Raw genomic sequence first — 24986 nt, forward strand, 5'->3', positions numbered from 1 at the left:
AGTTAGGTCAGTCGAGACCGCGTTCGATCGCGTACCTCGCGAGCTCGACGCGATTGGCCAGCTGCAGCTTCCGGAGTGTCGCCTGCACGTGGTTCTCGACCGTGCGATGGCTCAGCGCGGACAGGACGAGGACCGTCGAACCGGGCGACGCCTCGAGCACCGCGGCGGTGGCGTCGGCGCCGTTGCCGTCGGGCAGATGCATGTCCATGAGGACGACGGCGGGCCGGGTGGCCGCGGCTCGGCGCCGCGCGGCCGCGACGCCGTCGGCCGTGGCGACGACCGTGAGCCCGGCTTCCGCCAGATCGCGTGCGACGCCGTCGCGCCAGATCGGGTGATCGTCGACCACCATGACGGTCGGCGGGGGTGCATCGGTGTGGTCCTCGTTCACGCGTGTTCCCTCCCCGGCGCGTGTTTCGCGACGCGGATCTCCCATTCGACGCCTTCGCCCGGCGCGGTGTCCAGTGTCACCGTTCCGCCCAGTGCCGCGGCCCGACCACGGATCGACCGCGAGACGCCCATGCGGCCTTCGGTCTCGGCCTGCTCGAGCCTGCCCGGCGCGATGCCGACGCCGTCGTCGCGCACCGAGACGACGACGGTCTCGCCCAGATCCTCCACCAGGACGAACGCCGTCGCGGCCGGGCCGGCGTGCAGGGCGACGTTGGAGAGCGCTGTGCGGACGATCGCAGCGATCTCGTGGGCGCGCTCTCGTGGCATCGACACGGGAACGCCGGGCGCCGACAGCGATGCGCGGGTGCCTGTCTCCGCGCGCAGGACGCTGCGCAGGTCGGCGGAGTCGGCGTCGTTCACCGGCACCGATTGCTCCGAGATCAGTTCGCGCAGCGCGACTTCCTGCTCGCCGGCCATGTGTGCGAGTTCCGCCGTCGGCCCGCCGATCTCGTTGCCGCGCCGCCGCACGTACGCGAGCACCTGCAGGACGCCGTCGTGCACCTCGCGGCCGAGACGTTCGCGTTCGGCGGTCGCCGCGGCGAGGCGGGTGGCCCGCTCGAGCTGGCGGTGCGAGCGTCGCGCAGTGTTCGCGGCGAGGCCGATCGCGAGTCCCACCGACAGCAGGATCGGCGCGGTGGCGTCGCTGCCGAGATCGAGATCGGATCGTCCGCGCACGACGGCGCCGACCACCGAGATCAGCAGCCCCGTGGTGACTCCGATCAGAGGTCCGCGCAGGATCGCCGCCGACACCACGGCGTTGGTGGCCCACAGCGTCGTCGGCAGCGTCTGGTGGGTGGTGTAGAAGTCGGCATCGGCGACCAGCCGGGTCGCCGCCATCAGCGACACCACGACGGCGATGTCGGCGACGACCGGCCACGTCCGCTCCCGCGCGGTGTCGCGGGAGAGCACGATCGCGGCGGCCCCCGACCACACCGTCAGCAGCGCCACCAGCACCCAGCTGAGCATCGGCCGGGTGTAGGAGTCCACCGACACGATCTGGTAGCCCACCGCGTAGACCACGGTGGCGAGCCGGAAGACCTGTGCGGCACGCCAGATCGGCCGCACCGCGGTCGGGTCGGCGCGCGCCCGATCGGTCATGCGCTGATCGGTCATGAAGAGAGCCTAGGCTCCGAACTGCGTTCCGCCGTAGACCCCGAGCGCGATCAACAGAACGACGAACGAGAGCACCACACCGCAGCTCACCTGACGCACGGTCTCCTGTCGGGTCAGCAGGCCGACCAGCGTCAGCGCGAAGACGAGCCAGATCGCGGGGGCGAGGTAGAAGCCGGTGAACGCGCATACCAGGCCGAGAAGGATTCCTGGCTGAGTCCATTTTCCGAACGAGGTCATTGCCCACCGGTCAGCGTCGACGCGGCGGGAATCGCCACAACGCAGAGAAGTCCGAAGACGAGCCCGTACAGGACCGCGATCGAGATCGTGACTCGTTTGCGTGCCACGACGAACAGGAGTGGTACGTACACGAGCAACACCGCGGCGAGGAGCAGGCGAGAATCCGGGAACTCCGCGTCCCCGTGCCGAGACACGCTCGCCCAGGCTCCGAAGGTGATGCCTGCTGTCGCAACGGTCGTGGCGGTGGACGCGAGCCAGGCCGTGCGATCGATCGAATCCCCGCGTTCACGATCCCCCGCCATGCCGAGTGATCTTTCCATGCGCGGCGTGCGTGAGCGCCGTTCCACTGCTGCGGTCGAGCGCTGATGTGTGTCGGTGGGTCTTGGTAGACTTCGAACGTGCTTTCGGGTGGGGGTGCGGGTGGTGTCGTCCAGGTGGAAGATCACCTGGCGTCGCTCGATGCGGCGGTCGAGGGTCTGCTGGCCGCACCGTTGGCGGGGTTGTCGGACGCCGAGGTCGTCGAGGCCCTGCAGCGGATGGAGGTGTCGTTGCGGAAGGCGTCCGCGGCCGGGCATCGGGTGATCGTGGAGTCCGTGGAGCGGTCGATTCCCGCGACCCTCGCGTGCCGGTCGGTGAACGAGTTCCTGGTCCAGTCGCTGCGGATCTCGTCGGCCGATGCCGCGCGGCGCGTGCGCGGCGCGATCAAGACCGGCACCTGGCACACCGCGTCCGGCGAGGCGCTGGATGCTGCGTTGCCGACCACCGCGGCCGCTGTCCGCGACGGCGTGATCGGTCCCGATCACGTCGCCGCGATCGCGAGGACGATGCGGCAGATCCCGTGCAGCACGCCGACCGAGGAGGTGGACGCCGCCGAGCAGATCCTCGCCGACGCCGCCCGCTCCACCACGCCGGACGACGTCACGAAGATCGGGGTCCGTCTGCTGGCGCACCTCGACCCGGACGGTAAGGCCCCGGACGAGCGTGATCGCAAGCGCCGCCGCGGGCTGCGCCTCGGCAGACAGGGCACCGACCTCATGACCCCGGTCTCCGGGCTCCTCGACCCGCAGACGCGGGCCCTGCTCGAACCGGTCCTCGCGAAACTCGCCCGCCCCGGCATGAACAATCCGGACGACCCCGAATCCCCGTCCGGGGACGTGGATTCACCGGCCGTGGATCGTGATGCATTGGCGAAGGCGGCAGCACGCGACACGCGTTCCGCGGTGCAGCGCAACCACGATGCGCTGAAAGCGGCCCTGCATCACTTCCTGTCGTCGGGGGTTCTGGGGAGCCACCGCGGGCTTCCGGTGACGGCGATCGTCACCATGACGATCGATCAGGTCGAGACAGCAGCCGGGGTGGCGACGACCGCGACGGGCGGCACGGTCCCGGTCGGGGACGCGCTGCGGATGGCCGAGCGTGCACACCCGGTGCTCGCCCTGTTCGACCACCATGGGCGGCCGCTGCACCTCGGCCGCCGCCGTCGTCTCGCCTCCCCGGATCAGCGGCTCGCGCTGATCGCCGCGTCTCGTGGCTGCACCAGGCCGGGATGTGATGCACCTGCGTCGCTCTCGGCGGTGCATCACATCACCGAGTGGCGCGAAGGCGGCGCCACCGACATCACCAACGAAGATCTTGCCTGCGACAGCTGCCATGCCCTCGTCCACGACGGGCCCGGCGGCTGGACAACCCGTGTCGCACCGCCCGGCTCGCCGCATCCCGGCCGCACCGAATGGATCCCACCGCCACACATCGATCCGGCCAGGAAACCTCGCGTCAACCACCGCCACCATCTCGGCGACCTCGTGGCCGGTGCCCTCGCTCGGCGCCGCGCCCGGCAGCCGGCAGAACTGCGCCGTGGACGCGTGACGAACGACGCCGCCGGAGGTGACGGCGAGATTCCCTGACCGACTGATCCGAGCTGCGATCAGTACGCGGCGTCGGCGCCGTACTCGGCCTGCGCAGCGGTGAAGCCCTCGAACACGAGTTGGTCGACCAGTCCCGACCTCGAGAACGAGGTGAAGTCGAGGTACTGCTCGGCGCTTCGGGCTGCCTGCTCGTTCCAGTCCACCGTCACGGTGTCCGCTGCATACGTCGCGTCCTCGGTGGAGAAGCCCTCGAACGCGAGCTGGTCGATCAGCCCGCTGCGGGAGAACGCCGTGAACTGCAGGTACTGCTCGGCGGACCGGAGGGCGTTGCGCTGCCCCGCGCTGACCTGCGGCTCGGTAGGTGCAGGTGCAGACGCTGCCGTGGTCACGGGCAGAACGGCGTCCACGGCCGGCGCCGCGTCCACGGCAGCTTCAGCGGGCGCGACGGGCGCGACGGGCGCGACGGGCGCGGCGGGTGCGGGGGGTGCCGGCACGACCGCCGCCTCGTTGCTCGGCGCGGCTGTCGCCGTCCCGGCAGTGTCCGTGTCCGCTTCACCGAAAGCGGCGCCGAAGGCCAGAACCAGAGCGATGGCGCCGACCACCCACGGCCACTTCTTGCGCTTCTTCGGTGCACTGGCGCCGGTGGGCAGGCCGGGCTGCGCGGTGGGGTAGGACTCCGTCATGTCGTGCTCCTGTGGAGATGGTGCGTCGTCACCGACGCGCCCCGCATGTGCGAGAGCCGTACAGAATGACAGGACCCACCGACAGAACCTCAGCACCTCAGCGCAGCGGCGTTCCCGGCACCGGGCATGCATCGGCCGCCTCGGCGACGACGAGCGGAGCCGTCGGCAGCGCCGGCCGCGCACCGGCCCCCCAGTCGGCGCCGGTCACCGGCGGAGCATCCTCGAGTGCAGCGAGTTCGCCGGGCTCGAACACCCGGCCACGCGTGAGAAAGCGCTTGCCCTCGGGAGTTTCGAGGCTGAACCCGCCACCTCTGCCCTGGACGGCGTCGAGGACGAGTTGCGTGTGCTTCCATGTCGCGAACTGGCTGCCCGAGATCCAGATCGGGACGGCATCGGCGTCGGCGGGCGCAGACGACGGCATCGCGCCGACGTCGAGCGCGAGATCGAGGACGCCCAGCAGCACGTCGCGATCACCGACCACGAACTCGCCCAACGGATAACACATGGGCGAGGACCCGTCACAGCATCCGCCCGACTGGTGCATCATGAGCGCGCCGTGCATGCCGCGGAGGCGACGGAGCAGATCCATCGCCTCCGCGGTTGCGACGGCCCGCGGGGGAGCGGTCACGACAGCCCCCGGCTCAGAAGAAGCCCTGCGCGCCCGGCGCATACGACACCAGCAGGTTCTTGGTCTGCTGGTAGTGATCGAGCATCATGCGATGGTTCTCGCGGCCGATGCCTGACTGCTTGTATCCGCCGAACGCCGCGTGCGCGGGGTACTGGTGGTACGTGTTCGTCCAGACGCGACCGGCCTTGATGTCGCGTCCCGCGCGGTACGCCGTCGAGCCGTCACGCGACCACACCCCGGCGCCCAGGCCGTAGAGGGTGTCGTTCGCGATCGAGATCGCGTCGTCGTACCCCTGGAAGGACGTCACCGACACGACGGGCCCGAAGATCTCCTCCTGGAAGATCCGCATCGAGTTCTGTCCGGTGAAGATCGTCGGCTGGACGTAGTAGCCGCCCGAGAGGTCGCCACCGAGCTCGGCGCGCTCGCCACCCGTGACGACGTGTGCGCCTTCGCCTTTGCCGATCTCCAGGTACGACAGGATCTTCTCGAGCTGATCGTTCGACGCCTGCGCGCCGATCATCGTCTCGGTGTCGAGCGGATCGCCCTGCCGGACGGCCTTGGTGCGGATCGTCGCGAGTTCGAGGAACTCGTCGTAGATGTCCTGCTGGATCAGCGAGCGCGACGGGCACGTGCACACCTCGCCCTGATTGAGCGCGAACATCGTGAAGCCCTCGAGCGCCTTGTCCTGGAAGTCGTCGGCGGCACTCATGACGTCGGAGAAGAAGATGTTCGGGCTCTTGCCGCCGAGTTCGAGCGTCACCGGGATGAGGTTCTGCGACGCGTACTGCATGATGAGCCGCCCGGTGGTCGTCTCACCGGTGAACGCGATCTTCGCGATGCGATCGCTCGACGCGAGCGGCTTGCCTGCCTCGGTGCCGAAGCCGTTGACGATGTTCACGACGCCGTCGGGGAGCAGGTCGCCGATGATCGACCACAGGTAGAGGATCGACGCGGGCGTCTGCTCGGCGGGCTTGAGGACGACGCAGTTCCCGGCGGCGAGCGCGGGCGCGAGCTTCCACGTGGCCATGAGGATCGGGAAGTTCCACGGAATGATCTGCCCGACGACACCGAGCGGTTCGTGGAAGTGGTAGGCGACGGTGTGCTCGTCGATCTCGGAGAGCGAACCCTCCTGTGCGCGAATCGCTCCCGCGAAGTAGCGGAAGTGATCGACGGCGAGCGGGATGTCGGCGTTCAGCGTCTCGCGGATGGGTTTGCCGTTGTCCCACGACTCGGCAAGGGCGATCGACTCGAGATTCGCTTCGATGCGGTCGGCGATCTTGTTGAGGATCACGGAGCGTTCGGCGGGGCTGGTCTTTCCCCACGCGGGTGCCGCGGCGTGGGCGGCGTCGAGGGCGAGATCGATGTCTTTCGCCGTCGACCGGGCCACCTCGCAGAACACCTGACCGGTGACGGGGGTCGGGTTCTCGAAGTAGTTGCCCTCGGCCGGCGGAACCCACCGCCCGCCGATCCAGTTGTCGTAGCGGCTCTCGAACGACATCGTCGCGCCGTCGGTACCGGGGCGGGCGTACACGGTCATCGATGAACTCCTTCGCGTTCGTACATCACATCGGAACGTGTGTGTGATGTATGACACAGTACGCGCTACGCCGGTCTCGCCGAACTCTCACCTGCGCACGAGCCGGAACCACCGCGGGTCGACCTTCTTGAACGGTCCGCTCATCTCCGTCGTGTCGGCGTCCCAGTCGCACACGAACGACCACCCGTCGCCGAACCGCCGCTCGACGTGATGGTGCGACGCGCCGCTCGGGAAGAACCCGCGATGTCCCGCCCCGAAGGCGTACATGAGCAGCGAGGTCCCGGGCTCGGCCAGCCGCGTCACACGCTCGACGTAGTCGCGGCGCCGGGCGTCGTCGAGCCCGTGATAGCAGCCGACGTCGACGATGAGGTCGAACGACGTGAACACACCACCCGCCTCGACGGTGCAGACGTCGACGTTGTGGAAGTCGATCTCGACCCCCGACAGCGCCGCGCGCCGGCGAGCGCGTTCGAGCGCGTACGCCACGGTGTCGACGCCCACGACCCGCCATCCGCGCCGGGCGAGTGCGACTGCGTGCTCGCCCGTCCCGCAGCCCACACCGAGCGCGCGGCCGGGAAGGATTTGCCGGTGGCGCGTCCCCGTCGGCAGCGTCACCTCGCCGAGGAGGGTGTCGATCTGTGCGTCGAACGCGGTGAGCGGCTGCACCCACGGGGTCATGCCGATGCGGAACAACGCTTCGTGAACCAGTCCCACCCGCACACCTCCCCACATTCCGTCCAGTCCGTCTCCGGCTCGGATACCCGTTCGTGACTCGTGTGACACCTGCATGGGACGCGCGGGCCGCCCCGGATGGGGTGGCTGCATGGTTACCGTGGGAAACATGACCTCCGACGACACGCGCTTCGACAGCGCAGGCAGTGCGATCCCGACCATCGTTCTCTCCGACGGCAGACAGATCCCGCAGCTCGGTTTCGGCGTCTACAAGGTCGAGCCGGACGAGGCGCAGCGCGTCGTCGAGGAGGCTCTGACCGTCGGTTATCGCAGCATCGACACCGCGACGCTCTACGGGAACGAGGACGGTGTGGGGCGCGCGCTCGCGAACTCCGGGCTCCGCCGCAACGAGGTCTTCGTGACCACGAAGCTGTGGAACGACGACCAGGGCTACGACGAGACGCTGCGTGCGTTCGACGCGAGCATGAACCGGCTGGGTCTCGACCATCTCGATCTGTATCTCGTCCACTGGCCGGTGCCGTCGCTCGGCAGGTACGTCGACAGCTTCCGTGCGCTGCAGAAGCTTCGCGACGACGGGCGCGTGAAGTCGATCGGCGTCTCCAACTTCACGGAGGAGGCCATCGAGCGGCTCATCGCCGAGACCGGTGAGGTGCCGGCGCTCAACCAGATCGAACTGCATCCCGGATTCACGCAGACCGAGCTGCGCGCGTATCACATGGGACGGGGCATCGCGACGGAGGCGTGGGCGCCGCTCGGGCAGGGCAGCGTCCTCGGCGACCCGACGATCGAGGCGATCGCCCGGACCCACGGCCGCACCCCCGCGCAGATCGTCCTTCGGTGGCATCTGCAGATCGGCACCATCGCGATCCCCAAGTCCGTCACGCCGTCGAGGATCGCCGAGAACTTCGAGGTGATGGGTTTCCGGCTCGGGCCCGACGAGATCGACGCGATCGACGGACTCCGTTTCGACGTAGGCCGCCTCGGTCCCGATCCCGAGACGTTCGGGGCCTGACGGCGGGCTGCTTTCCGGTACCGCGCGTCCGGTTTCTCAGAGATCTCTTCGTTACGAGACGGACCGCACATCTCGGAGGGGTAACGCTCCGAACTCGTTCGAGGATTGACCCGGCAGTAGGACGCACGGGAACGAACGGAGCACCATCGCATGATCGAGACCGGTTCGAGACAGTCGTCGGCGAGAGGTGGGGGTGCAGCGCCGCGAGCCGTGTCCGTACTCGTGGCATTGGTGTTCGCGATCACCGCGGTGTTCGCGGGCACGGCCGCCGCGGCCCCGGGACACAGCACCCCCGCGCGAGCCGTGCCGTGGGGCGGGTACCAGGAACTGTGGGTTCCGTCCTCGATGGGCAACATCAAGGTGCAGGTGCAGTGGGCGTCGCGAGGCGGCACCGCTGCCCTCTACCTCCTCGACGGCCTGCGGGCGCGCGACGACCGCAACGCGTGGTCGTTCGAGACGAACGCGATGGACCAGTTCCGCGGCGACAATCTGACGCTCGTCATGCCCGTCGGCGGCGAGTCGAGCTTCTACTCCGACTGGTACAACCCGTCGAACTTCAACAACCAGCACATCACCTACAAGTGGGAGACGTTCCTGACGCGGGAGCTGCCCGACTTCCTCGCGGGCTTCGGCGTCGATCGCTCGATCTCCGGCATCATGGGTCCCTCGATGGGCGGCACCGCCGCGATGACGCTCGCCGCGCATCACCGCGACCAGTTCCGGTTCGCCGGATCGCTGTCCGGGTACCTCAACACCTCGGCGCCGGGCATGCGTGAGGCGATCCGCATCGCGATGCTCGACGCCGGCGGCTACAACTCGGACGCGATGTGGGGCTTCCCGTGGGATCCGGCGTGGTTGCGCAACGATCCCTTCGTCTCGGCGCCGCAGATGCAGGGCATGTCGCTGTACGTCGCGTCCGGCAACGGGCTGCCCGGCCACTTCGATCACCCGTCGGCGCCGATCGACTACTGGAACACGGCGATGGGCATGGGCCTCGAGTTCCTGTCGATGGTGCAGACCAGGGCCTACCAGATCCGGATGGCCTCGCTCGGCATCCCGGTCACCTTCCAGTTCAACGGCTCCGGCATCCACTCGTGGCCGTACTGGTCGGCGGAGCTGTGGAAGGCACGCCCGCAGATCCTGAACGCGCTCAACGCGTGGTGACGCCGCGGGCCTGCTGATCGGGCCCGCGTTGCCGGCGACCCCGATCGCCGGTACGCAGAATCCGGGTGAGCCCGAGACGGCGAGCAAGCCGTCCGGGCCACCCGGATTCCGCGTATTCGGGGTCGGCGAGCGACGACGACGCGACGATGCTGTCCTCGTCCGAGACGTGCGCGGCGTCGAACGGCACGAGGCTGCGGCCGTCGCCGCGCAGCTCTTCGACGACGGCGTGCAGTCCCGTGCCCGCGTCGTCGGTGCGGCGGGTGATCTCGTCGGCCGTCACCCCGAGGTGTTCGGCGAGCAGCCGCGTCCGGAATGCGGCGACGGCAGCCCGCTGCTCGGGGGCCGGCGGCTCGATCGCGATGTCGCACTCGGTGTCGAAGCCCTGCGAACGATTGTTGAGATTCGACGACCCGATCCGCAGCAGCCGATCGTCGGCGACGAGGACCTTCGCGTGCACGTAGATCGGGGTGCCGCCCTCGGCGACGGGGAAGTGGACGCCGAGCCGCCCGTGCACGTCGGCGTCCCACAGTTCCCGCAGCAGTACGCGGCGCGCGCCGTCCATCGCCTTGCGTTCGAGCCAGCCGTCGGCGTTGCGGGGCAACACGATCACGACGTCGGGGCCGTCCGGCTCGCGGAGGCGCTGCGCGATGGCGTCGACGATCGGCCGCGACGCGAGGTACTGCGTCTCGATGTAGAGCGAGCGGCGCGCCGACGCGATCGCGGCGAACCAGAGCGCCTCCACTTCGCGGATCTCGGCCCGGCCCGGCAGGTGCGGCATCGTGCGCGCGATCGCGACGTCGACGTCGCGGAAGGCGGGTTCGAGTTCGGGTGGCCACGGGTCGCTCGACGGATCGAGCGGGTCGAGGCGTTCGCCCGTCGCGCGCGCCCAGCGGCGGCGGGCGAGGGTCGCGAGTGCGCGGGCGGCCTCGCCGTCGACGGCAGCCGTGACGTCGTGCCACGGGCCGTGCGGGCGGCCCGCCGGGGTGCGGCGCACGGGATGGTCGTCGCGATGCTCGGAGGTGTCCCAGCGGTCCACCGTCATGTCGATCCCGCCGCAGAAGGCGAACGAGTCGTCGATGACGACGATCTTCTGGTGGTGCGCTCCCGCGATCGGATGCTCCGAGTCGGTGCGCAGGTGCAGGCGATCGTCGGTGATCCAGTCCGCGAGGAAGACTGGCGTCGCCGCGCGGCCGAACCGCGACACCGAGCCGACTCCCCATTCGAGAAGATGGATGTCGAGGTCGGGCCGCGTCTTCACGAGCGAGAGAAGGAATCGGCCGAGCCGATCGGGCAACTCGTCGCGACCGCCCGAACGGGGGTCGAGCCGGATGCGGGTGTCGAACTCCCAGCCGATGAGCATGATGCGGTGGCGTGCCCGCAGCATCGCTGCCTTCGCGATGCGGAAGTAGTCGGCGGCATCGACGACGACCGCCATGCGGTCGGCGCGCTCGATCCGCCAGCACGTCTCGCCCGTCCGCAGGACTGCTCCGGGATCAGTGGAGTCGGGATCGGGGACTTCGGAAGCGGGAGCGTCATCCGAGTGCGGAACGCGGCGATCCACCGGCACTGCCTTTCTCTCGATCGGAGACCGGCGGCGGCCCCACGCGGGTGGGAAGTGCGAGGTGACGGGTCAGCTCCGTCGCGGCAGCGCGTCCGGCCCGGTTGGCACCGATGGTGGACGCGGAGGGACCATACCCGACCAGGTGGATGCGCGCGTCGCGGGCGACCTGCGTCGCGAGACGCCCGGTCATCGTGATCCCGCCGCCGGGCCCGCGCAGCCGCAGCGGCGCGAGATGGTCGAGCGCGCTGCGGAAGCCGGTGTTCCAGATGATCACGTCGGCCTCGTACTCGGTGCCGTCCGGCCACCGCACCCCGTGCTCGGTGATCTCGTCGAACATCGGATGCCGGTCGAGCACACCACGTTCGCGGGCCGCACGAACCGCGGGCGTCACCGGAAGACCCGTCACCGACACGACCGATCCGGGTGGAAGCCCGCGCCGCACGCGGTCCTCGACTCGCGCCACGGCGGCGGTGCCCGCCTCGGGGGTGAACGGCACGTCGCTGAAGACCGGTTCGCGGCGGGTGACCCACAGCGTGTCCGCGACGCGGGAGACCTCGTCGAGGATCTGCAGCGCGGAGATGCCGCCGCCCACGACGACGACACGAGCCCCCGCGAACTCGTCGGGCGTGCGGTAGTCGCGCGTGTGCAGGGTGCGGCCGGCGAACCGCGCGGCGCCCGGATGGAAGGGGACGAACGGACGCTCCCACGTCCCTGTCGCGTTGATCACGCCACGCGCGACGTACAGGCCGGCATCGGTCTCCGCATGCAGCAGGCCGTCGCGGTCGCACACGACGCGGACGTCGACGGGGCGCCGCACGGGCAGCGCGAAGCGTTCCTCGTAGTCGCCGAAATATCGGGGAACGGCCGCCGACGCGCGCACCGTGCCCGGGAGATCGCCGATGTCCGCGTACTCGTCGAAGCTCGCGCCCGGCAGATCGTGCACACCGTTGACGGTCGAGAGCGTCAGCGACGGCCACCGGAACTGCCACGCGCCACCGGGCCCCGGTGCGTGGTCGAGCACGACGTAGCCGTCGCCGGGCGACAGCCCGAGCCTGCGCAGGTGGAAGGCAGCCGACAGGCCCGCCTGACCTGCGCCGATCACGAGTACGTCCACGTCGGTGCGCTGCGGTGTCATAACCTTTCGTACAACCGTCGATGTGTCCGCGCTTGTTCCGCGGCCGGCGTGTGAGGTGCGACGACATGGTGTGCGGGACGACATGGTGTGCGGACGAGGAGGGACATGATCGGGACGACCCGAGACGGTGACGTGGTGACCGTCGAGTTGCAGCGCGAGGAGCGTCGCAACGCACTGAACACCGAGCTGTGCACCGCGATCCGGGACGCGCTGACCGAGGCGGTCGACGCGGGTGCCCGCGCGATCGTCGTCACGGGCCGTGGCCCCGCCTTCTGTGCGGGCGCGGATCTGTCGGGCGACGTGTACGCGGACGGCTTCACCGACACGCTCCTCGAGATGCTGCACACCGTCGACTCCGTCCCGGTTCCGGTGATCGCCGCGATCGGGGGTCCCGCGATCGGCGCAGGCTGTCAGCTCGCGATCGCCGCGGACCTGCGCGTCGCCGTTCCCGACGCCGTCTTCGCGATTCCCGCTGCGAAACTGGGGATCTCGGTCGACCGCTGGACGGTGCACCGGCTCGCCTCGCTCGTCGGCGGCGGGCCCGCGCGCACGATGCTGCTCGGTGCGGACAGGCTCGACGCGGTCGCCGGTTTCCAGCACGGGCTCGTCAACCGCATCGGTTCGCGGTCGGACGCGCACGCGTGGGCACAGCAGATCGCGCGGCTCGCGCCGCTCTCGCTGCGTCATCTCAAGATGACGTTCAACGACGACGGCACGCAGGACGACGCTCCCGCCGAGCACATCGCGGCCCTCGAGTCCGCGTGGCGCAGCGACGACGCCGCCGAGGCGCGGACGGCGCGCTCCGAGAAGCGGGATCCGGTGTTCCGTGGCAGGTGACACGACGCCGGGTGTGCGACGCGTGCTCGGCGGGCTCGCGGTGGCCGCCGGAGTGGCGGCCCTCGCGCGGGCGGCGTGGTCGATTCCTGTCGAGATGGGTGCGCGGCGCTCCGCGATCCGCCCGTTCGCCGCGGCGTCGCCGCACTGGCGCTCCGGCACCTTCCACAACGCCGAACCGGCGCACCCCGGGCCCACCGCACCGCCGTGGCGGATCGCCGCCCGGTTCGCGACGCGGGGCCGTGTCGGCAAGCCGCCCACCCCGATACCCGTTGTCGCGCCGCAGTTTCCCGACACCGTGGCCGATCTGGCCGTCACGTGGCTCGGTCACGCGAGTGCGCTGATCGAGATCGACGGCGCCACGGTGCTCGCCGACCCGGTGTGGAGCGAACGTGTGTCGCCGTCGACCGTCGTCGGACCCGCCCGGCTGCATCCGGTGCCGTCGGGTCTGGACGAGTTGCCGCGCCTCGACGCCGTCGTGATCTCGCACGATCACTACGACCACCTCGATCGGCGCACGCTGCTCGCGCTCCGCGATCTGCAGGAGGTCCCCTTCGTCGTCCCCGTCGGCGTGGGCGCTCACCTGCGGCGGTGGGGGATCGCGGAGCAGCGCATCGTCGAACTCGATTGGGACGACTCCGTCGAACTCGGCGGCATCCGGCTCACGTGCACACCGGCACGGCACTTCTCGGGCCGCGGCCTCACGCGCAATCCGACGCTGTGGAGTTCGTGGGTGCTCGCGGGCCCGCAGCACCGCGTGTTCTTCGGTGGCGACACCGGATACACGCGGCAGTTCGCCGAGATCGGCGATCGCTACGGTCCGTTCGACGTCACGGTGCTCCCGGTCGGTGCCTACGACGAGATGTGGCACGAGATCCACATGGACCCTGAAGAAGCCGTCCGGGCCCACCGCGATCTGCGCGGGGGACTGCTGCTGCCGATCCACTGGGCGACCTTCGATCTCGCATTCCATCCGTGGGTCGAGCCCGCCACACGGCTCGTCTCGGCCGCCCGCGACGCGGACGTCCCCGTCCTGATCCCCCGGCCCGGCGAGCGCACCGAGATCGACGACGCACGCCCGGTGGGCATCGTGGGCCTGCGTGAGCAGCCCGACTCCGTGTCACCCTGGTGGATCACAGTGGCGGCGGGGCGCGCCGACTAATCTCGTCGGAATGAAGCAGGACGAACCCGCGCCGTCCGGGGATGTGGACGGGTGCGGCGCAGGAGGGCCGGCCGGCGACGGCGCCGGGGTCGCGGTGGCGACCGATCCGGAGCACGTCCGGCGGGGGCTGACCTCCGACGAGGTAGCGCAGCGCGTCGCCGCGGGACAGACGAACGACGTGCCCGCGCGGGCGAGCAGGTCGGTGCGCGACATCGTGCGCGGCAACGTCTTCACCCGCATCAACGCGATCCTCGGCGTGCTGTTCGTCATCGTCATGGCGACCGGATCGATCATCGACGGAATGTTCGGCCTGCTCATCGTCGCGAACTCGGGTATCGGCATCATCCAGGAGATCCGCGCGAAACGGACGCTCGACAAGCTCGCGATCGTCGGGCAGGCGCGCCCCGTCGTGCGCCGCGACGGTGCGGCCGCCGAGATCGCCCCCGATCGGGTGGTGCTCGACGACATCGTCGAACTCGGTCCCGGCGACCAGATCGTGGTCGACGGCGTCGTCGTGGAGAGCGCGAATCTCGACGTCGACGAGTCGCTGCTCACCGGCGAGGCCGACGCCGTCGACAAGCAGGTCGGATCGCCCGTGCTGTCCGGCAGCTTCGTGTCGTCCGGCAGCGGCGCCTACCGCGCCACGAAGGTCGGCCACGACGCCTACGCGGCGCGCCTCGCCGACGAGGCCAGCAAGTTCACGCTCGTGAAGTCGGAGCTGCGCGGCGGGATCGACCGCATCCTCGCGATCATCACGTATCTGATGATCCCCGCGGGCGCGCTCATCGTCTACAACCAGCTGTTCTCCTCGGGGCAGCCGCTCGGACCCGCCCTCAACGGCATGGTCGCGGCGCTCGTGCCGATGGTGCCGGAAGGGCTCGTGCTCATGACGTCCATCGCATTCGCGATCGGCGTGATCCGGCTGGGCAAGCGGCAGTGTCTCGTGCAAGAGCTTCCGGCGATCGAGGGGCTCGCACGCGTCGACGTCGTGTGCGCCGACAAGACCGGCACGCTCACCGAGAACGGGATGCGGCTCGCCGACGTCCACGTCATCGGGGAGTCCCCGAACGGGCAGGACCCGAAGGCCGCGCTCGCGGCCCTCGCCGCCGACGATCCGCGTCCGAACGCGAGTGTCGCGGCGATCGCGGAGGCGTTCGCGGAGCGGCCCGCGTGGGGCGAGGCCACCGCGGAGGCGCCGTTCTCGTCGGCGAAGAAGTGGAGCGGCCGCTCGTACGGCTCCCACGGGAACTGGATCCTCGGCGCACCCGACGTGCTGCAGGAGCACGGCTCGGACGTCGCGCGCCGCGCCGAGGAGATCGGCGCGAAGGGGCTGCGGGTGCTGTTGCTCGCGAGCAGCGACCGCAGCGTCGACGACGACGCCGCCCCGGGAACCGTGACGCCGCGCGCGCTCGTCGTCCTCGAGCAGAAGGTGCGTCCCGACGCGAAGCCGACGATCGAGTACTTCGACAGCCAGCACGTCGCGGTGAAGGTCGTCTCGGGAGACAACGCGGTGTCGGTCGGCGCCGTCGCCGGGACCCTCGATCTCCCCGGCGCCGAGCATCCCGTCGACGCGCGGACGCTGCCGGAAGGCGGTGAGGCACTCGCCGACGTCGTCGAGGAGTCGACGACGTTCGGGCGGGTCCGGCCCGACCAGAAGCGCGCGATGGTCGGCGCGCTCCAGTCCCGCGGGCACACCGTCGCGATGACGGGCGACGGCGTCAACGACGTCCTCGCGCTCAAGGACGCCGACATCGGTGTCGCGATGGGATCGGGCAGTCCGGCGACGCGGTCGGTCGCGCAGATCGTGTTGCTCGACAACAAGTTCGCGACGCTCCCGTACGTCGTGGGCGAGGGCCGCCGCGTCATCGGCAACATCGAGCGGGTCGCGAACCTGTTCCTCACCAAGACCGTCTACTCGGTGCTGCTGGCGTTCCTCGTCGGGATCTCGGGCGTCGCGTCGCAGATCTTCGCGCTCGATCCCGTGCCGTATCCGTTCCTGCCGCGGCACGTCACCATCGCAGCGTGGTTCACGATCGGCATCCCGGCATTCGTGCTCTCGCTCGCGCCCAACAACGAGCGTGCGCGTTCGGGCTTCGTGCCGCGCGTGCTGCGGCTCGCGATCCCGTCGGGCGTCATCATCGGCGTCACGACGTTCGTCGCGTATCTGCTCGTCTACGCGGGCCCGGACCAGACGCAGCAGCAGAAGGAACAGGCCGGGACGGCCGCGCTCGTCACGCTGATCATGATCGCGCTGTGGGTACTCGCCGTCGTCGCGCGGCCGTACACGTGGTGGAAGATCGTGCTGCTGGCCGGTTCGGCCCTCGGCTACGTGGTGATCTTCGGGGTTCCCTTCCTGCAGCGGTTCTTCGCGCTCGACATCTCCAATCCCGCGGTGCTCGCGACGGGTGTCACGTGCGGGCTGGTCGGTGTTCTCCTCGTCGAGGTCGCGTGGTGGGTGTCGGGCAGGCTCCGCGGCGAGCGCCGGCGGCTGTTCGCGACGGGCGACGACGTGCCCGAGTAGACCGGAGCCGAGCAGTGCCGCTCTCGCGCGCGCTACCGTGAGGTCGGGGGATACCGAAAGGACAGACGATGAGCTGGCGCGATTCGCTCGACAACCTGATCGGCAAGGGTAAGAAGGCGGCCACCGACAACGCCGACAAGATCCACGACGCCGTGGACAAGGCGTCGAAGTTCGCCGACGACAAGACCGGCGGCAAGTACCACGAGCAGATCGGCAAGGCGGCCGGCGCAGCGAAGAACGCCGTTCCGCGCGACGCCGCCGCCGAGCCGGGTGGCACCGAGACGCCGGCACCCGAGGCTTCCGCACCCGAGACGCCGGCACCCGAGCCCCCGGCACCCGAGCCGCCGAAGACCGAGCAGCCGAGGACCGAACCGCCGAAGACGGATCCCCCGACGCCCTGAGCCGGTACGCCCCGAGGCCGATGCCGCGAATCGACAGGTGACGCCGCCGTGGAGTTGCGGCACACTGTCGAAGTGGACCACAGCACAGCGGGTTCGTCGGACGATTACGCATTGATGTCGGTATCGGTGTCGTGGCGCGGCGACGTGCTGCTGATGTCGGTGTTCGGCGAGATCGATCTCGTCACGGCCACGCAACTCTCGGACTCGATCACCGCGGCACTCGGCAACGATCCCCGCGGCTTCGTCGTCGATCTCAGCGGCGTCCATTTCCTCGCCTCCGCGGGGATGAGCGTCCTCATGGACGCCGCGGAGCACGCGGGCCGCTCCGGCACGCGCTACGCCGTCGTCGCCTACGGTGCCGCCACCGCTCGGCCGATGGCGCTCGTCGGAGTGGGCGACGTCCTTCCCGTGTTCGACCGAGTCGACGACGCCGTTGCAGCGTGCCGAGTCTGAGGGGGCGGTCGCGATCACGGCCGCGGCGACGAACGAGCAGATCTCCGTGACGGGGCGTCACCGTCGCAGGCCGCCGTACGCGGAGGTGAGCCTGTCGTATCACGGTATCGGCGCGGACCCGTCGCAGTTGCCGACGCTGCGACGTCAGATCGGTGCGTGGCTCGGCGGGATCGGTGTCGACTCGCGTCAGCAGGGCGACGTCGTGCTCGCGACGTACGAGGCGTTCGCGAACGTCGTCGAGCACGCGTACGTCGACAGCGACGAGGATCCGCTGATGGACGTCGAGGCGACGTACGTCCCCGACACGTCGACGCTGCGCGTGACGGTCGCCGATCACGGCACATGGCGTGAGCAGGCAGGGGACTCCGGACGTGACACCGAGAGCAATCGGGGAAACGGGGTACGGCTCATCCGGCGGCTCGCCGCGCACACCGAGATCGAACGCACGTGCCAGGGGACCGTCGTCACGATGACCTGGCACATCGACGTCGATCCTCGGTCCGCCGTCTGGTGATCCGGGCGTATCGCATAATCTGTGGTGCTCCAGCGGTGAGCGGAATGCGGCCCGGTGTCGACGTGAGAAGAGAGGCCCGATGCGAGACGAGAGCGATGCCGGCCTACGCCTGGCAGACGTGTTCCGTGAGCTGGCCCAGGTCGTCTACGACGCCGACGACGCCAAGCAGATCTACGAAGCGGTGTGCGAGGTCTCGGTCGCGGTCGTTCCGGGCTGCGACCACGCGAGCATCATGCTGCGGCGGCGCGAGGGATCGACCGAGCGCGTCCTCACGGTCGCCGCGAGCGACGAGGTCGCGGCACGCGCCGACGAGCTCGAACGCATCACCGGTGAGGGGCCGTGCCTCGACGCCCTCGACGACGAGGCCGCGCAGATCGAGAGCGATCTGACGTCGCCGACGACGCGCTGGCCCGCGCTCGCGGCCCGGTTGATCGCCGAGACGCCGATTCGCGGCGCACTCGGTTTCCGGCTGCTCGTCGACGATCGGAAGGTCGGTGCGCTCAATCTGTTCGGCGACACCGCGGGCGACTTCGAGGGGGAGAACGCCGACATCGCCGTCCTCGTCGCGGCGTTCGCATCGGTCGCCGTGACGTCCGCGGTCCGGGGCGAGGACGCCTCGACGCTGCGGTCCGGCATCGACAGCAACCGCGAGATCGGCAAGGCGATCGGGCTGCTCATGGCGCAACACGGCGTCACCGACGACGAGGCGTTCGCGTTGCTCCAGCGCGCGTCGTCGCGTGCCCAGGTCCGGATCGCCGAACTCGCGAGCAGGATCGTGCAGGGACACGCGCGGTGACCGATGCGCTCGAGGACGGTCTCGTCGCGCTGTCGATGCTGACGCAGCGTGGTGCGCGGATCGTGACGATCTCCTCGGGCCTCGCCATCCGCGTGGACTACGAGCTCGACCGGGCCGTCGTCGCCGTCCCGCTGGGCGAGCTCGGCGACGTGTCGTGCCGCTGGCGCCTGACGTTGCTGTGCGACGCTCACGACGGCGGCCCCGGGAAGGTCCTCGCGGACGTCACCGACGACTGGCTCGTGGATGCGTTCGAGAAGGCGTTCGCGGAGGTGTCCGGCTCGCCCGAGTGGCACGTGTGACAATTCCGCTGCGCCGGTCCCACGGCGTTCAGCAGTCCGGCTCGGAGTCATCGGTGAGCTGCGTTTCGAGTTGCGCGATGCGGTCCTCGAGTTCGAGGACGAGATCGATCCCGGCGAGATTGAGGCCGCGGGCGGCGAGTTCGTCGATCCTGCCGATGCGGCCGACGTCCGATTCGGTGTAGTGGACGCGGCCGTCGAGCGTGTGAACGGGAGAGATCAGGCCGCGACGCTCGAACAGTCGCAGCGTCTGCGGGCCGACGCCCGACATCGACACGGCGTCCGAGAAGCCGAACAACCGCGTGCGGGCATGCGAATTCGCGACGGAGGACACGTGACCTCTCTCTCCCATCTGCTAGGGCTGAAACGGGACATTACCACCGGGATTCGGGGCCGAGGGGTGACGACCGGGATCCGGAGGCCGGCGGCGCGACGACCGCCGTCCGGCACGCTCGTGGCGAGTAGCGTGGCGGCCGTGATCCGAACCCGTACTCGTGCGTGCGCGCTCGCGGCAGGCCTCGTGTTCCTCGTGGGCTGCGGTTCGAGTGCCGGCGACGACCCCGGCCCCCCGATCGAGACGACGACGCCGGCTCCGGAGGGCGACGAACGCGGCGAGGTCGTCTCCTCGGAGCCGGTCACCGACATCGATCCCGCGGTCGCGGCGACAGGGGCGACCGTCACGCGCGTGACGTACCGGACGACCTCCGGGATCGACGGCAGCGGCGTGGACGTCGTCGCGACGGTGTTCGCGCCCGCCGGTCCCGCGCCCGAGGGCGGCTTCCCGGTCGTCACCGTCGGCCACGGCACGACGGGTGTCGAGGACGAGTGCGCGCCGTCGCTCTCGCCGACGCTCATGGGGACGACGTCGATGGTGACTCCCCTGCTCGAACGCGGCTGGGTCGCGGTGGTGTCCGACTATCAGGGACTCGGCACGCCGGGCCCGCACCCGTATCTCGATGCGGACTCCGCGGGCTACGACCTCGTCGACGCCGTCCGAGCGGCCCGCGAGGTCGTGCCGGAAACCTCGACGCGGTGGGCGGCGATCGGCGGCTCGCAGGGCGGTCAGGCTTCGTGGGCGGCGGCCGAGCTCGCCGCCGAGTACGGCGACGGTCTCGACCTCGTCGGCGCCGCGAATCTCTCGCCCGCCGCCGACCTCTCGCCGATCCTGCGTGACGCGGTCGGCGTCGACGACGGCGGCACGCTGCCGCTGACGTGGCCGCAGACGCTGCTCATGCCGTTCGTGCTCGACGGCGTCGCCGCGGTGGATCAGGAGTTCGACGAGAGCCGGTACGTGCGCGGCGTCGTCGCGGAGAATCCCGACGTCACGCGGTCGTGCGTGACGGACCGGATCGACGAGAAGCTCCGGCTCGCGTCGCAGATCCGGCCGACCGACATCGGGCCGCAGACCACGCGCGACGCGGAGGAGCTGTACGAGCATCTCGCGGACGCGGCCCTGCCGCGCCGTGGCGCGGGCGCGCCGATGTTCGTCGCGGTGGGCGGCGCGGACAACGTCATCGACGCGGCCTGGACGCGCGACGCCGTGCTGCGGGCGTGCGCACTGGGCGACACGATCGAGTACGTGTACTCGCCGGAGCAGGGGCATTCCGATCCGAACGCCACCGCGAGCGCGGTGGAGTGGGTCGGCGCGCGTTTCGCCGGTGAGCCGCCGCCGAACTCGTGCGGCGCGGACCTGCTGCCGTGACGACGGTCCTCGCCGTGATCGTCGCGGCGCTGGTGGGTGGCGGTGCGACGTACGCGTGGCTGCGGTCGCGGCGTGAGCTCGCGACGCCCGCCGAGCGTGCCGTCCACGCGGCGCTGCACTCCGCGTCGCGGGCGATCGCGCCGTTGCGCGGTGGGCTCACCGAGGCCGCCGCCGCGGAGTCGGCGCCGCATCTGCAGACGCTCACCGGTGCCGCGGCGCTCGCCGTCGTGTCCCCGGACGGCGAGGTCCTCGCGTGGAGCGGTGGTCACCGCGCGCTGGGTGCCGATGTCGCGCACGCAGCGCAGACGGCGAGCACGGCGGGCCGGCGCACCCTCGTGGCGGCCGGCGACCTCGACGGCGTGACCGGTCCGCACCCGGTGCGCGCGATCGTGGCGCAGCCTCTCATGGCCGACGACGGCACCGGGCTCGGCGCCCTCGTCGCCGTCACCGAATCCGATCCCGGTCCGGGCTCGCTGGGCGCGCTCGCCGAGGTCGCGTACTTCGTGTCCAGCCGCCTCGAACTCGCCGACCTCGACGCCTCGCGTGCACGGCTCGACCGCGCCGAGGTGCGGGCGCTGCGCGCCCAGATCAGTCCGCACTTCATCTACAACGCGCTCGGCACGGTCGCGTCGTTCGTGCGGACCGATCCCGTCCGGGCACGCGAGTTGATCCTCGAGTTCGCCGACTTCACCCGGTACTCGTTCCGTGCGGCGGGCGAGTACACGGTGCTGTCGGAGGAACTGCGCAACATCGACCGGTATCTCACGCTCGAACGCGCCCGCTTCGGCGACGTGCTGCAGGTGCGGCTGCGGATCGCGCCCGAGGTGCTCGGCGTCGTTCTCCCGTTCCTCGCTCTGCAGCCGCTCGTCGAGAACGCGGTGCGGCACGGTCTCGCGGGCAAGCCGGACGGCGGCACCGTCACGATCGTCGCGACGGACGAGGGCACCGACTGCGTCGTCAGCGTCGAGGACGACGGCGTGGGGATGGACCCGGAGCTGTTGCGGTCGGGTGCCCTCGACGCGGTCGACGAACGCGCCGGTGCGGTGCGCGAAGCGGCGCACGTCGGTCTCGCGAACGTCGACGATCGGCTGCGTGCGGCGTTCGGCAACGACTACGGGCTCGTGGTCGAGACGGCCCCCGGCGCGGGCACGAAGGTGAGCATGCGGGTGCCCAAGTTTCGGCAGGGTGTGCGGGCCTGAGGCCGCCGGGCGTGAATCCCGTCACCCGCGGCACCATAATCACGAGTGTGAACGCTCACGAGACACCTGTGACGCTGACCGTCCTCGCCGTCGACGACGAGAAGCCGGCGCTCGACGAGCTCGCGTACCTGCTCTCGGCGCAGGACGAGGTGGGGCGGATCGAGACGGCGTCCGACGCCACGACGGCGCTGCGGATCCTGCGGTCGGGCGGGATCGACGCCGTCTTCCTCGACATCGACATGCCCGGTCTCGACGGTCTGGAACTCGCCGGCGTGCTCACCCAGTTCACCGAGCGGCCCGCGATCGTGTTCGTGACGGCTCACGACGACCGCGCCGTCGACGCGTTCGATCTGGGCGCCGTCGACTATCTGCTCAAGCCGCTGCGCGACGAGCGGCTCGCGGAGTCGGTGCGCCGCGTCGTCGCCCAGCGCCGGGTCGCCGAACCCGCCGCCGCGGACGAGGAGGGCGAGGTGATCCCCGTCGAGCTGGGGGGCGTCACGACGCTCGTGCATCGCGCGGACGTGCAGTGGGTCGAGGCGGACGGCGACTACGCGCGCCTGCACACCGCGAAGGGGTCGCATCTCGTCCGCATCCCGATCTCGGCGCTCGAAGCGCGGTGGGAGGATGCCGGCTTCCTGCGGGTGCACCGGTCGTATCTCGTGTCGCTCCCGCTCGTGACGGGGATCCGCGCCGTCGGGACGGGGTCGGTCGTCCGGCTGCGCCCCAACGGTGACGATCCCGCCGTCGAACTGCCGGTGAGCCGCCGTCACGCGCGGGGTCTCAAGGACCGCCTGGTGCGTGCGCCGCGGCAGCAGTGGACGACGCGGTGACGGCGCCGCGCCCCCGCGAGCGCGTCGTCCTCGCCCGACGCCGCGGTGCGCGGACGATGCGGACGCGGACCGACGTGCTCGAGCAGACCGCGGTCGGCGACGCCGTCGTGCGTGCGCTCGTGCGCACCCAGTTGCGGCTCGCGATCCGGCTGGCCGTCGTCGCGATCGTGCTCTTCGGGTCGGTGCCCGCGGTGTTCGCGCTCGTGCCCGGCGCCGCCGAGGCGTCGTTGTGGGGCGTGCGGGTCGCGTGGATCGTGCTCGGCGTCCTCGCGTACGTCGCACTGCTCGTCGTGGGCTGGGTGTTCGTCCGACAGGCCGAACGCAACGAGGACGACTTCACCGAACTCGTGGACCGGTGACGGTGGGCGACACCGGGGTTCCCGCCTTCACCGTCGCCGCTGTCGTCCTCGCGGCGGTCGCGACGGTGGCGATCGGCGCGTACGGCGTCCGGCTCGCACGCACGACGTCGGACTTCCTCGTCGCGTCGCGCAGCGTCGGACCGCGCTGGAACGCCGCCGCGATCTCGGGCGAGTACCTGTCGGCGGCATCGTTTCTCGGTGTCGCAGGTCTCGTCGCGAAGTACGGCGCGGACGCGCTCTGGTATCCGATCGGATTCACGGCGGGCTACCTCGGTGTCCTGCTGTTCGTGGCCGCTCCGCTGCGCCGCTCGGGCGCCTACACCGTCCCCGACTTCGCCGAGTTCCGGCTCGGGTCACGGCGACTGCGGACGCTGTCGATGCTCGTCGTCGCGATCGTGTGCGCGCTGTATCTCGTGCCGCAGTTGCAGGGCGCGGGACTCACGCTGCAGATCCTGCTGGGCTTGCCGTCGTGGCTCGGGTCGGCCGTCGTCGGGGCGATCGTCATCGCCTCGGTCGCGTCGGGCGGCATGCGGTCGATCACGTTCGTGCAGGCGTTCCAGTACTGGCTCAAGCTGACGGCCGTCGCGCTGCCCGCGATCGCGCTCGCGCTGTGGTTCGTGGGGGACCGGCACGAGCTGGGCGATCCTGCGCCGCCGACGGTCCCGGAGGCGACGACCGTCGACGTCACGACCGACGTCGTCGTCCAGGTCTCGGATCCGGTGCGGGTCGCGGCCGGCTCGTCCGTCGACGGCGAGGATCGCACCGAGGAGACGGTGCTGACCGAGGGAACGCACACCCTCACGGCGGGAACGGTGCTCGAACTCGACGCCGGTGCCGCGGTGCCCGTCGTGGCCGGTGCACCTGCCGACAACTCCGACTGGATCACTCCCGGTTGGGGATTCGGTGGCGAGTACCCCACCTACGAGGTGTACTCGCTCATGGTGGCGACGTTCTTCGGGACGTTGGGGCTACCGCACGTGCTCGTGCGCTTCTACACCAACCCGGACGGGCGAGCGGCGCGCTCGACGTCGTTCGCCGTGATCGGCCTGCTCGCGGGCTTCTACGTGTTCACGGTCGCGCTCGGGGTGTTCTCGCGGTTGTTCGTCCCGCAGCTTCTCATCACGGGAACGTCCGACGCCGCGGTGCTGCTGCTGCCGTCGTCGGTGTTCGGCGGACTGTTCGGGCAGCTGCTCGCGGCGCTCGTCGCCGCGGGTGCGATCGCGGCCTTCCTGTCGACGTCGTCGGGCCTCCTCGTGGGGCTCGCCGGGGTGATCGGCACCGACGTGCTGTCGGGCCGGATCCGCGACTTCCGCATCGCCGCCATCCTCGCGGGCATCGTCCCCGTCGTGTTGTCGGTCGTCTTCGTCTCGCTCGATCTCTCGCGCACCGTCGGGCTCGTGTTCGCGGTCGCGGCGTCGACGTTGTGCCCGCTGCTCGTGCTCGGCATCTGGTGGCGCGGTCTCACGGCGGTGGGTGCGGCGGCCGGTCTCGTCGTGGGCGGTGTGGTCTCGGGCGGTGCGGCGACGATCGCCGTCATCGGCGGAACGAGCGGACTCGGCGGCGGCCTGCTCGCCGCGATCCTCGGTTACCCGGCGGCGGTGAGCGTCCCGCTCGCCTTCGTCACGATGATCGTGGTGAGCAAGCTGACGCGCCGCCGCCTGCCGCCCGCCGTGGGCGAGCGGTTCGCGCGGATGCACCTTCCCGAACGGATGGGGATGGGCAGCGATCGCGCCCAGGGACTGTGATCGAGCCCGGGGACTGTGATCGAGCCCGGTGACCGCGATCGGGCGCCTGCCGTTCGTCGTGTCGTGGTGACCGCTCGGCGCAGCCTCCGACAGTTCGCC

27 protein-coding genes are annotated in these 24986 nt (G+C 70.5%); 16 read left to right on the forward strand and 11 right to left on the reverse strand.

What is annotated here, in order from left to right; translation table 11 throughout:
- Positions 1 to 7 precede the first annotated feature (7 nt).
- The 4 genes from RR1_RS18725 to RR1_RS18740 are packed head-to-tail and all read right to left on the reverse strand — an operon-like array spanning position 8 to position 2117.
- Complete coding sequence (locus tag RR1_RS18725; protein WP_071990696.1) at positions 8 to 349, reverse strand: response regulator transcription factor; 342 nt, start codon at positions 347 to 349, stop codon at positions 8 to 10.
- A 35-nt stretch (positions 350 to 384) separates the two neighbouring features.
- On the reverse strand, positions 385 to 1560 hold the full coding sequence (gene macS, locus RR1_RS18730; RefSeq protein ID WP_010836944.1) for a MacS family sensor histidine kinase: 1176 nt from the start codon (positions 1558 to 1560) through the stop codon (positions 385 to 387).
- A gap of 9 nt (positions 1561 to 1569) precedes the next feature.
- Positions 1570 to 1797, reverse strand: a complete 228-nt coding sequence (locus RR1_RS18735; protein WP_010836945.1) for a hypothetical protein — start codon at positions 1795 to 1797, stop codon at positions 1570 to 1572.
- The gene (locus RR1_RS18740) at positions 1794 to 2117 is read right to left on the reverse strand and encodes a hypothetical protein (RefSeq protein WP_010836946.1); all 324 of its coding nucleotides are present in this window, start codon (positions 2115 to 2117) and stop codon (positions 1794 to 1796) included. Before RR1_RS18740 ends, RR1_RS18735 begins: the two co-directional genes overlap by 4 nt.
- Before the next feature lie 78 nt (positions 2118 to 2195).
- Between RR1_RS18740 and RR1_RS18745 the strand changes: the two genes are divergently transcribed.
- Positions 2196 to 3701 carry an HNH endonuclease signature motif containing protein gene (locus tag RR1_RS18745; protein WP_238558932.1) on the forward strand — a complete coding sequence of 502 codons (1506 nt, stop codon included), beginning with the start codon at positions 2196 to 2198 and terminating at the stop codon, positions 3699 to 3701.
- 20 nt (positions 3702 to 3721) lie between these two features.
- Here the strand turns inward: RR1_RS18745 and RR1_RS18750 are convergent, their stop codons facing one another.
- The 4 genes from RR1_RS18750 to RR1_RS18765 form a co-directional block, all read right to left on the reverse strand.
- Positions 3722 to 4345 (reverse strand): Ltp family lipoprotein, encoded by a 624-nt coding sequence (locus tag RR1_RS18750; RefSeq protein WP_010836948.1) that lies wholly within the window; start codon positions 4343 to 4345, stop codon positions 3722 to 3724.
- A gap of 97 nt (positions 4346 to 4442) precedes the next feature.
- Positions 4443 to 4934, reverse strand: coding sequence for a DUF779 domain-containing protein (locus RR1_RS18755; protein ID WP_010836949.1), 492 nt, complete (start codon positions 4932 to 4934; stop codon positions 4443 to 4445).
- A gap of 52 nt (positions 4935 to 4986) precedes the next feature.
- Positions 4987 to 6510, reverse strand: a complete 1524-nt coding sequence (gene adh, locus RR1_RS18760) for an aldehyde dehydrogenase (protein ID WP_040772302.1) — start codon at positions 6508 to 6510, stop codon at positions 4987 to 4989.
- Positions 6511 to 6597: 87 nt separating this feature from the next.
- Positions 6598 to 7224 carry a class I SAM-dependent methyltransferase gene (locus RR1_RS18765; protein ID WP_040772308.1) on the reverse strand — a complete coding sequence of 209 codons (627 nt, stop codon included), beginning with the start codon at positions 7222 to 7224 and terminating at the stop codon, positions 6598 to 6600.
- A 127-nt stretch (positions 7225 to 7351) separates the two neighbouring features.
- On the opposite strand from RR1_RS18765, the gene RR1_RS18770 reads away from it, so the two are divergent.
- Both RR1_RS18770 and RR1_RS18775 read left to right on the forward strand, forming a co-directional pair.
- Complete coding sequence (locus RR1_RS18770) at positions 7352 to 8215, forward strand: aldo/keto reductase (RefSeq protein ID WP_051111053.1); 864 nt, start codon at positions 7352 to 7354, stop codon at positions 8213 to 8215.
- Positions 8216 to 8365: 150 nt separating this feature from the next.
- Positions 8366 to 9379 carry an alpha/beta hydrolase gene (locus RR1_RS18775; RefSeq protein ID WP_051111054.1) on the forward strand — a complete coding sequence of 338 codons (1014 nt, stop codon included), beginning with the start codon at positions 8366 to 8368 and terminating at the stop codon, positions 9377 to 9379.
- Here RR1_RS18775 and RR1_RS18780 read toward each other — a convergent pair.
- Positions 9366 to 10814 carry a phospholipase D-like domain-containing protein gene (locus RR1_RS18780; RefSeq protein ID WP_143153929.1) on the reverse strand — a complete coding sequence of 483 codons (1449 nt, stop codon included), beginning with the start codon at positions 10812 to 10814 and terminating at the stop codon, positions 9366 to 9368. The two genes, RR1_RS18775 and RR1_RS18780, sit on opposite strands and share 14 nt — an antisense overlap.
- Positions 10815 to 10911: 97 nt before the next feature.
- Positions 10912 to 12075 carry an NAD(P)-binding domain-containing protein gene (locus RR1_RS18785; RefSeq protein ID WP_010836955.1) on the reverse strand — a complete coding sequence of 388 codons (1164 nt, stop codon included), beginning with the start codon at positions 12073 to 12075 and terminating at the stop codon, positions 10912 to 10914.
- A 105-nt stretch (positions 12076 to 12180) separates the two neighbouring features.
- Between RR1_RS18785 and RR1_RS18790 the strand changes: the two genes are divergently transcribed.
- From RR1_RS18790 to RR1_RS18825, 8 genes are all read left to right on the forward strand, one after another.
- Positions 12181 to 12912: an enoyl-CoA hydratase gene (locus RR1_RS18790; protein ID WP_010836956.1), complete on the forward strand. Its 732-nt coding sequence runs from the start codon at positions 12181 to 12183 to the stop codon at positions 12910 to 12912.
- Positions 12902 to 14071 carry an MBL fold metallo-hydrolase gene (locus RR1_RS18795; RefSeq protein ID WP_010836957.1) on the forward strand — a complete coding sequence of 390 codons (1170 nt, stop codon included), beginning with the start codon at positions 12902 to 12904 and terminating at the stop codon, positions 14069 to 14071. Before RR1_RS18790 ends, RR1_RS18795 begins: the two co-directional genes overlap by 11 nt.
- Before the next feature lie 10 nt (positions 14072 to 14081).
- The gene (locus RR1_RS18800; RefSeq protein ID WP_010836958.1) at positions 14082 to 16592 is read left to right on the forward strand and encodes an HAD-IC family P-type ATPase; all 2511 of its coding nucleotides are present in this window, start codon (positions 14082 to 14084) and stop codon (positions 16590 to 16592) included.
- 68 nt (positions 16593 to 16660) lie between these two features.
- A complete protein-coding gene (locus RR1_RS18805) occupies positions 16661 to 16993 on the forward strand; it encodes an antitoxin (protein ID WP_010836959.1) in 333 nt (110 codons plus the stop codon).
- A 114-nt stretch (positions 16994 to 17107) separates the two neighbouring features.
- Positions 17108 to 17446: an STAS domain-containing protein gene (locus RR1_RS18810; protein WP_040772313.1), complete on the forward strand. Its 339-nt coding sequence runs from the start codon at positions 17108 to 17110 to the stop codon at positions 17444 to 17446.
- Between the two features lie 46 nt (positions 17447 to 17492).
- On the forward strand, positions 17493 to 17960 hold the full coding sequence (locus tag RR1_RS18815) for an ATP-binding protein (RefSeq protein WP_169847067.1): 468 nt from the start codon (positions 17493 to 17495) through the stop codon (positions 17958 to 17960).
- Between the two features lie 79 nt (positions 17961 to 18039).
- Positions 18040 to 18756, forward strand: a complete 717-nt coding sequence (locus RR1_RS18820; RefSeq protein ID WP_010836962.1) for a GAF and ANTAR domain-containing protein — start codon at positions 18040 to 18042, stop codon at positions 18754 to 18756.
- Positions 18753 to 19055 (forward strand): hypothetical protein, encoded by a 303-nt coding sequence (locus tag RR1_RS18825; protein ID WP_010836963.1) that lies wholly within the window; start codon positions 18753 to 18755, stop codon positions 19053 to 19055. The genes RR1_RS18820 and RR1_RS18825 overlap by 4 nt, the downstream gene beginning before the upstream one ends.
- Before the next feature lie 28 nt (positions 19056 to 19083).
- On the opposite strand, the gene RR1_RS18830 is transcribed toward RR1_RS18825, so the two are convergent.
- Positions 19084 to 19386: a MerR family transcriptional regulator gene (locus RR1_RS18830; protein ID WP_010836964.1), complete on the reverse strand. Its 303-nt coding sequence runs from the start codon at positions 19384 to 19386 to the stop codon at positions 19084 to 19086.
- A gap of 132 nt (positions 19387 to 19518) precedes the next feature.
- Here RR1_RS18830 and RR1_RS18835 point away from each other — a divergent pair, with 132 nt between their 5' ends.
- From RR1_RS18835 to RR1_RS18855, 5 genes are read left to right on the forward strand one after another with little or no spacing between them, the layout of a single operon-like run.
- On the forward strand, positions 19519 to 20754 hold the full coding sequence (locus RR1_RS18835) for a lipase family protein (RefSeq protein ID WP_010836965.1): 1236 nt from the start codon (positions 19519 to 19521) through the stop codon (positions 20752 to 20754).
- On the forward strand, positions 20751 to 21953 hold the full coding sequence (locus RR1_RS18840; RefSeq protein WP_010836966.1) for a sensor histidine kinase: 1203 nt from the start codon (positions 20751 to 20753) through the stop codon (positions 21951 to 21953). The genes RR1_RS18835 and RR1_RS18840 overlap by 4 nt, the downstream gene beginning before the upstream one ends.
- 47 nt (positions 21954 to 22000) lie before the next feature.
- Complete coding sequence (locus tag RR1_RS18845) at positions 22001 to 22783, forward strand: LytR/AlgR family response regulator transcription factor (RefSeq protein WP_040772303.1); 783 nt, start codon at positions 22001 to 22003, stop codon at positions 22781 to 22783.
- Positions 22768 to 23142, forward strand: a complete 375-nt coding sequence (locus RR1_RS18850; protein ID WP_010836968.1) for a DUF485 domain-containing protein — start codon at positions 22768 to 22770, stop codon at positions 23140 to 23142. The genes RR1_RS18845 and RR1_RS18850 overlap by 16 nt, the downstream gene beginning before the upstream one ends.
- Positions 23143 to 23144: 2 nt before the next feature.
- Positions 23145 to 24887, forward strand: coding sequence for a sodium/solute symporter (locus RR1_RS18855; protein ID WP_010836969.1), 1743 nt, complete (start codon positions 23145 to 23147; stop codon positions 24885 to 24887).
- Positions 24888 to 24986: the final 99 nt, after the last annotated feature.

This window comes from Rhodococcus rhodnii NBRC 100604, assembly GCF_001894925.1.
Lineage (GTDB): Bacteria > Actinomycetota > Actinomycetes > Mycobacteriales > Mycobacteriaceae > Rhodococcus_F > Rhodococcus_F rhodnii.

Coding starts and splice junctions, on each gene's coding strand:
- RR1_RS18725 (WP_071990696.1), bottom strand. CDS start 349: ATGGTGGTCGACGATCACCCGATCTGGCGCGACGGCGTCGCACGCGAT.
- macS (WP_010836944.1), bottom strand. CDS start 1,560: ATGACCGATCAGCGCATGACCGATCGGGCGCGCGCCGACCCGACCGCG.
- RR1_RS18735 (WP_010836945.1), bottom strand. CDS start 1,797: ATGACCTCGTTCGGAAAATGGACTCAGCCAGGAATCCTTCTCGGCCTG.
- RR1_RS18740 (WP_010836946.1), bottom strand. CDS start 2,117: ATGGAAAGATCACTCGGCATGGCGGGGGATCGTGAACGCGGGGATTCG.
- RR1_RS18750 (WP_010836948.1), bottom strand. CDS start 4,345: ATGACGGAGTCCTACCCCACCGCGCAGCCCGGCCTGCCCACCGGCGCC.
- RR1_RS18755 (WP_010836949.1), bottom strand. CDS start 4,934: ATGGATCTGCTCCGTCGCCTCCGCGGCATGCACGGCGCGCTCATGATG.
- adh (WP_040772302.1), bottom strand. CDS start 6,510: ATGACCGTGTACGCCCGCCCCGGTACCGACGGCGCGACGATGTCGTTC.
- RR1_RS18770 (WP_051111053.1), top strand. CDS start 7,352: ATGACCTCCGACGACACGCGCTTCGACAGCGCAGGCAGTGCGATCCCG.
- RR1_RS18775 (WP_051111054.1), top strand. CDS start 8,366: ATGATCGAGACCGGTTCGAGACAGTCGTCGGCGAGAGGTGGGGGTGCA.
- RR1_RS18780 (WP_143153929.1), bottom strand. CDS start 10,814: ATGGCGGTCGTCGTCGATGCCGCCGACTACTTCCGCATCGCGAAGGCA.
- RR1_RS18785 (WP_010836955.1), bottom strand. CDS start 12,075: ATGACACCGCAGCGCACCGACGTGGACGTACTCGTGATCGGCGCAGGT.
- RR1_RS18790 (WP_010836956.1), top strand. CDS start 12,181: ATGATCGGGACGACCCGAGACGGTGACGTGGTGACCGTCGAGTTGCAG.
- RR1_RS18800 (WP_010836958.1), top strand. CDS start 14,082: ATGAAGCAGGACGAACCCGCGCCGTCCGGGGATGTGGACGGGTGCGGC.
- RR1_RS18805 (WP_010836959.1), top strand. CDS start 16,661: ATGAGCTGGCGCGATTCGCTCGACAACCTGATCGGCAAGGGTAAGAAG.
- RR1_RS18810 (WP_040772313.1), top strand. CDS start 17,108: ATGTCGGTATCGGTGTCGTGGCGCGGCGACGTGCTGCTGATGTCGGTG.
- RR1_RS18820 (WP_010836962.1), top strand. CDS start 18,040: ATGCGAGACGAGAGCGATGCCGGCCTACGCCTGGCAGACGTGTTCCGT.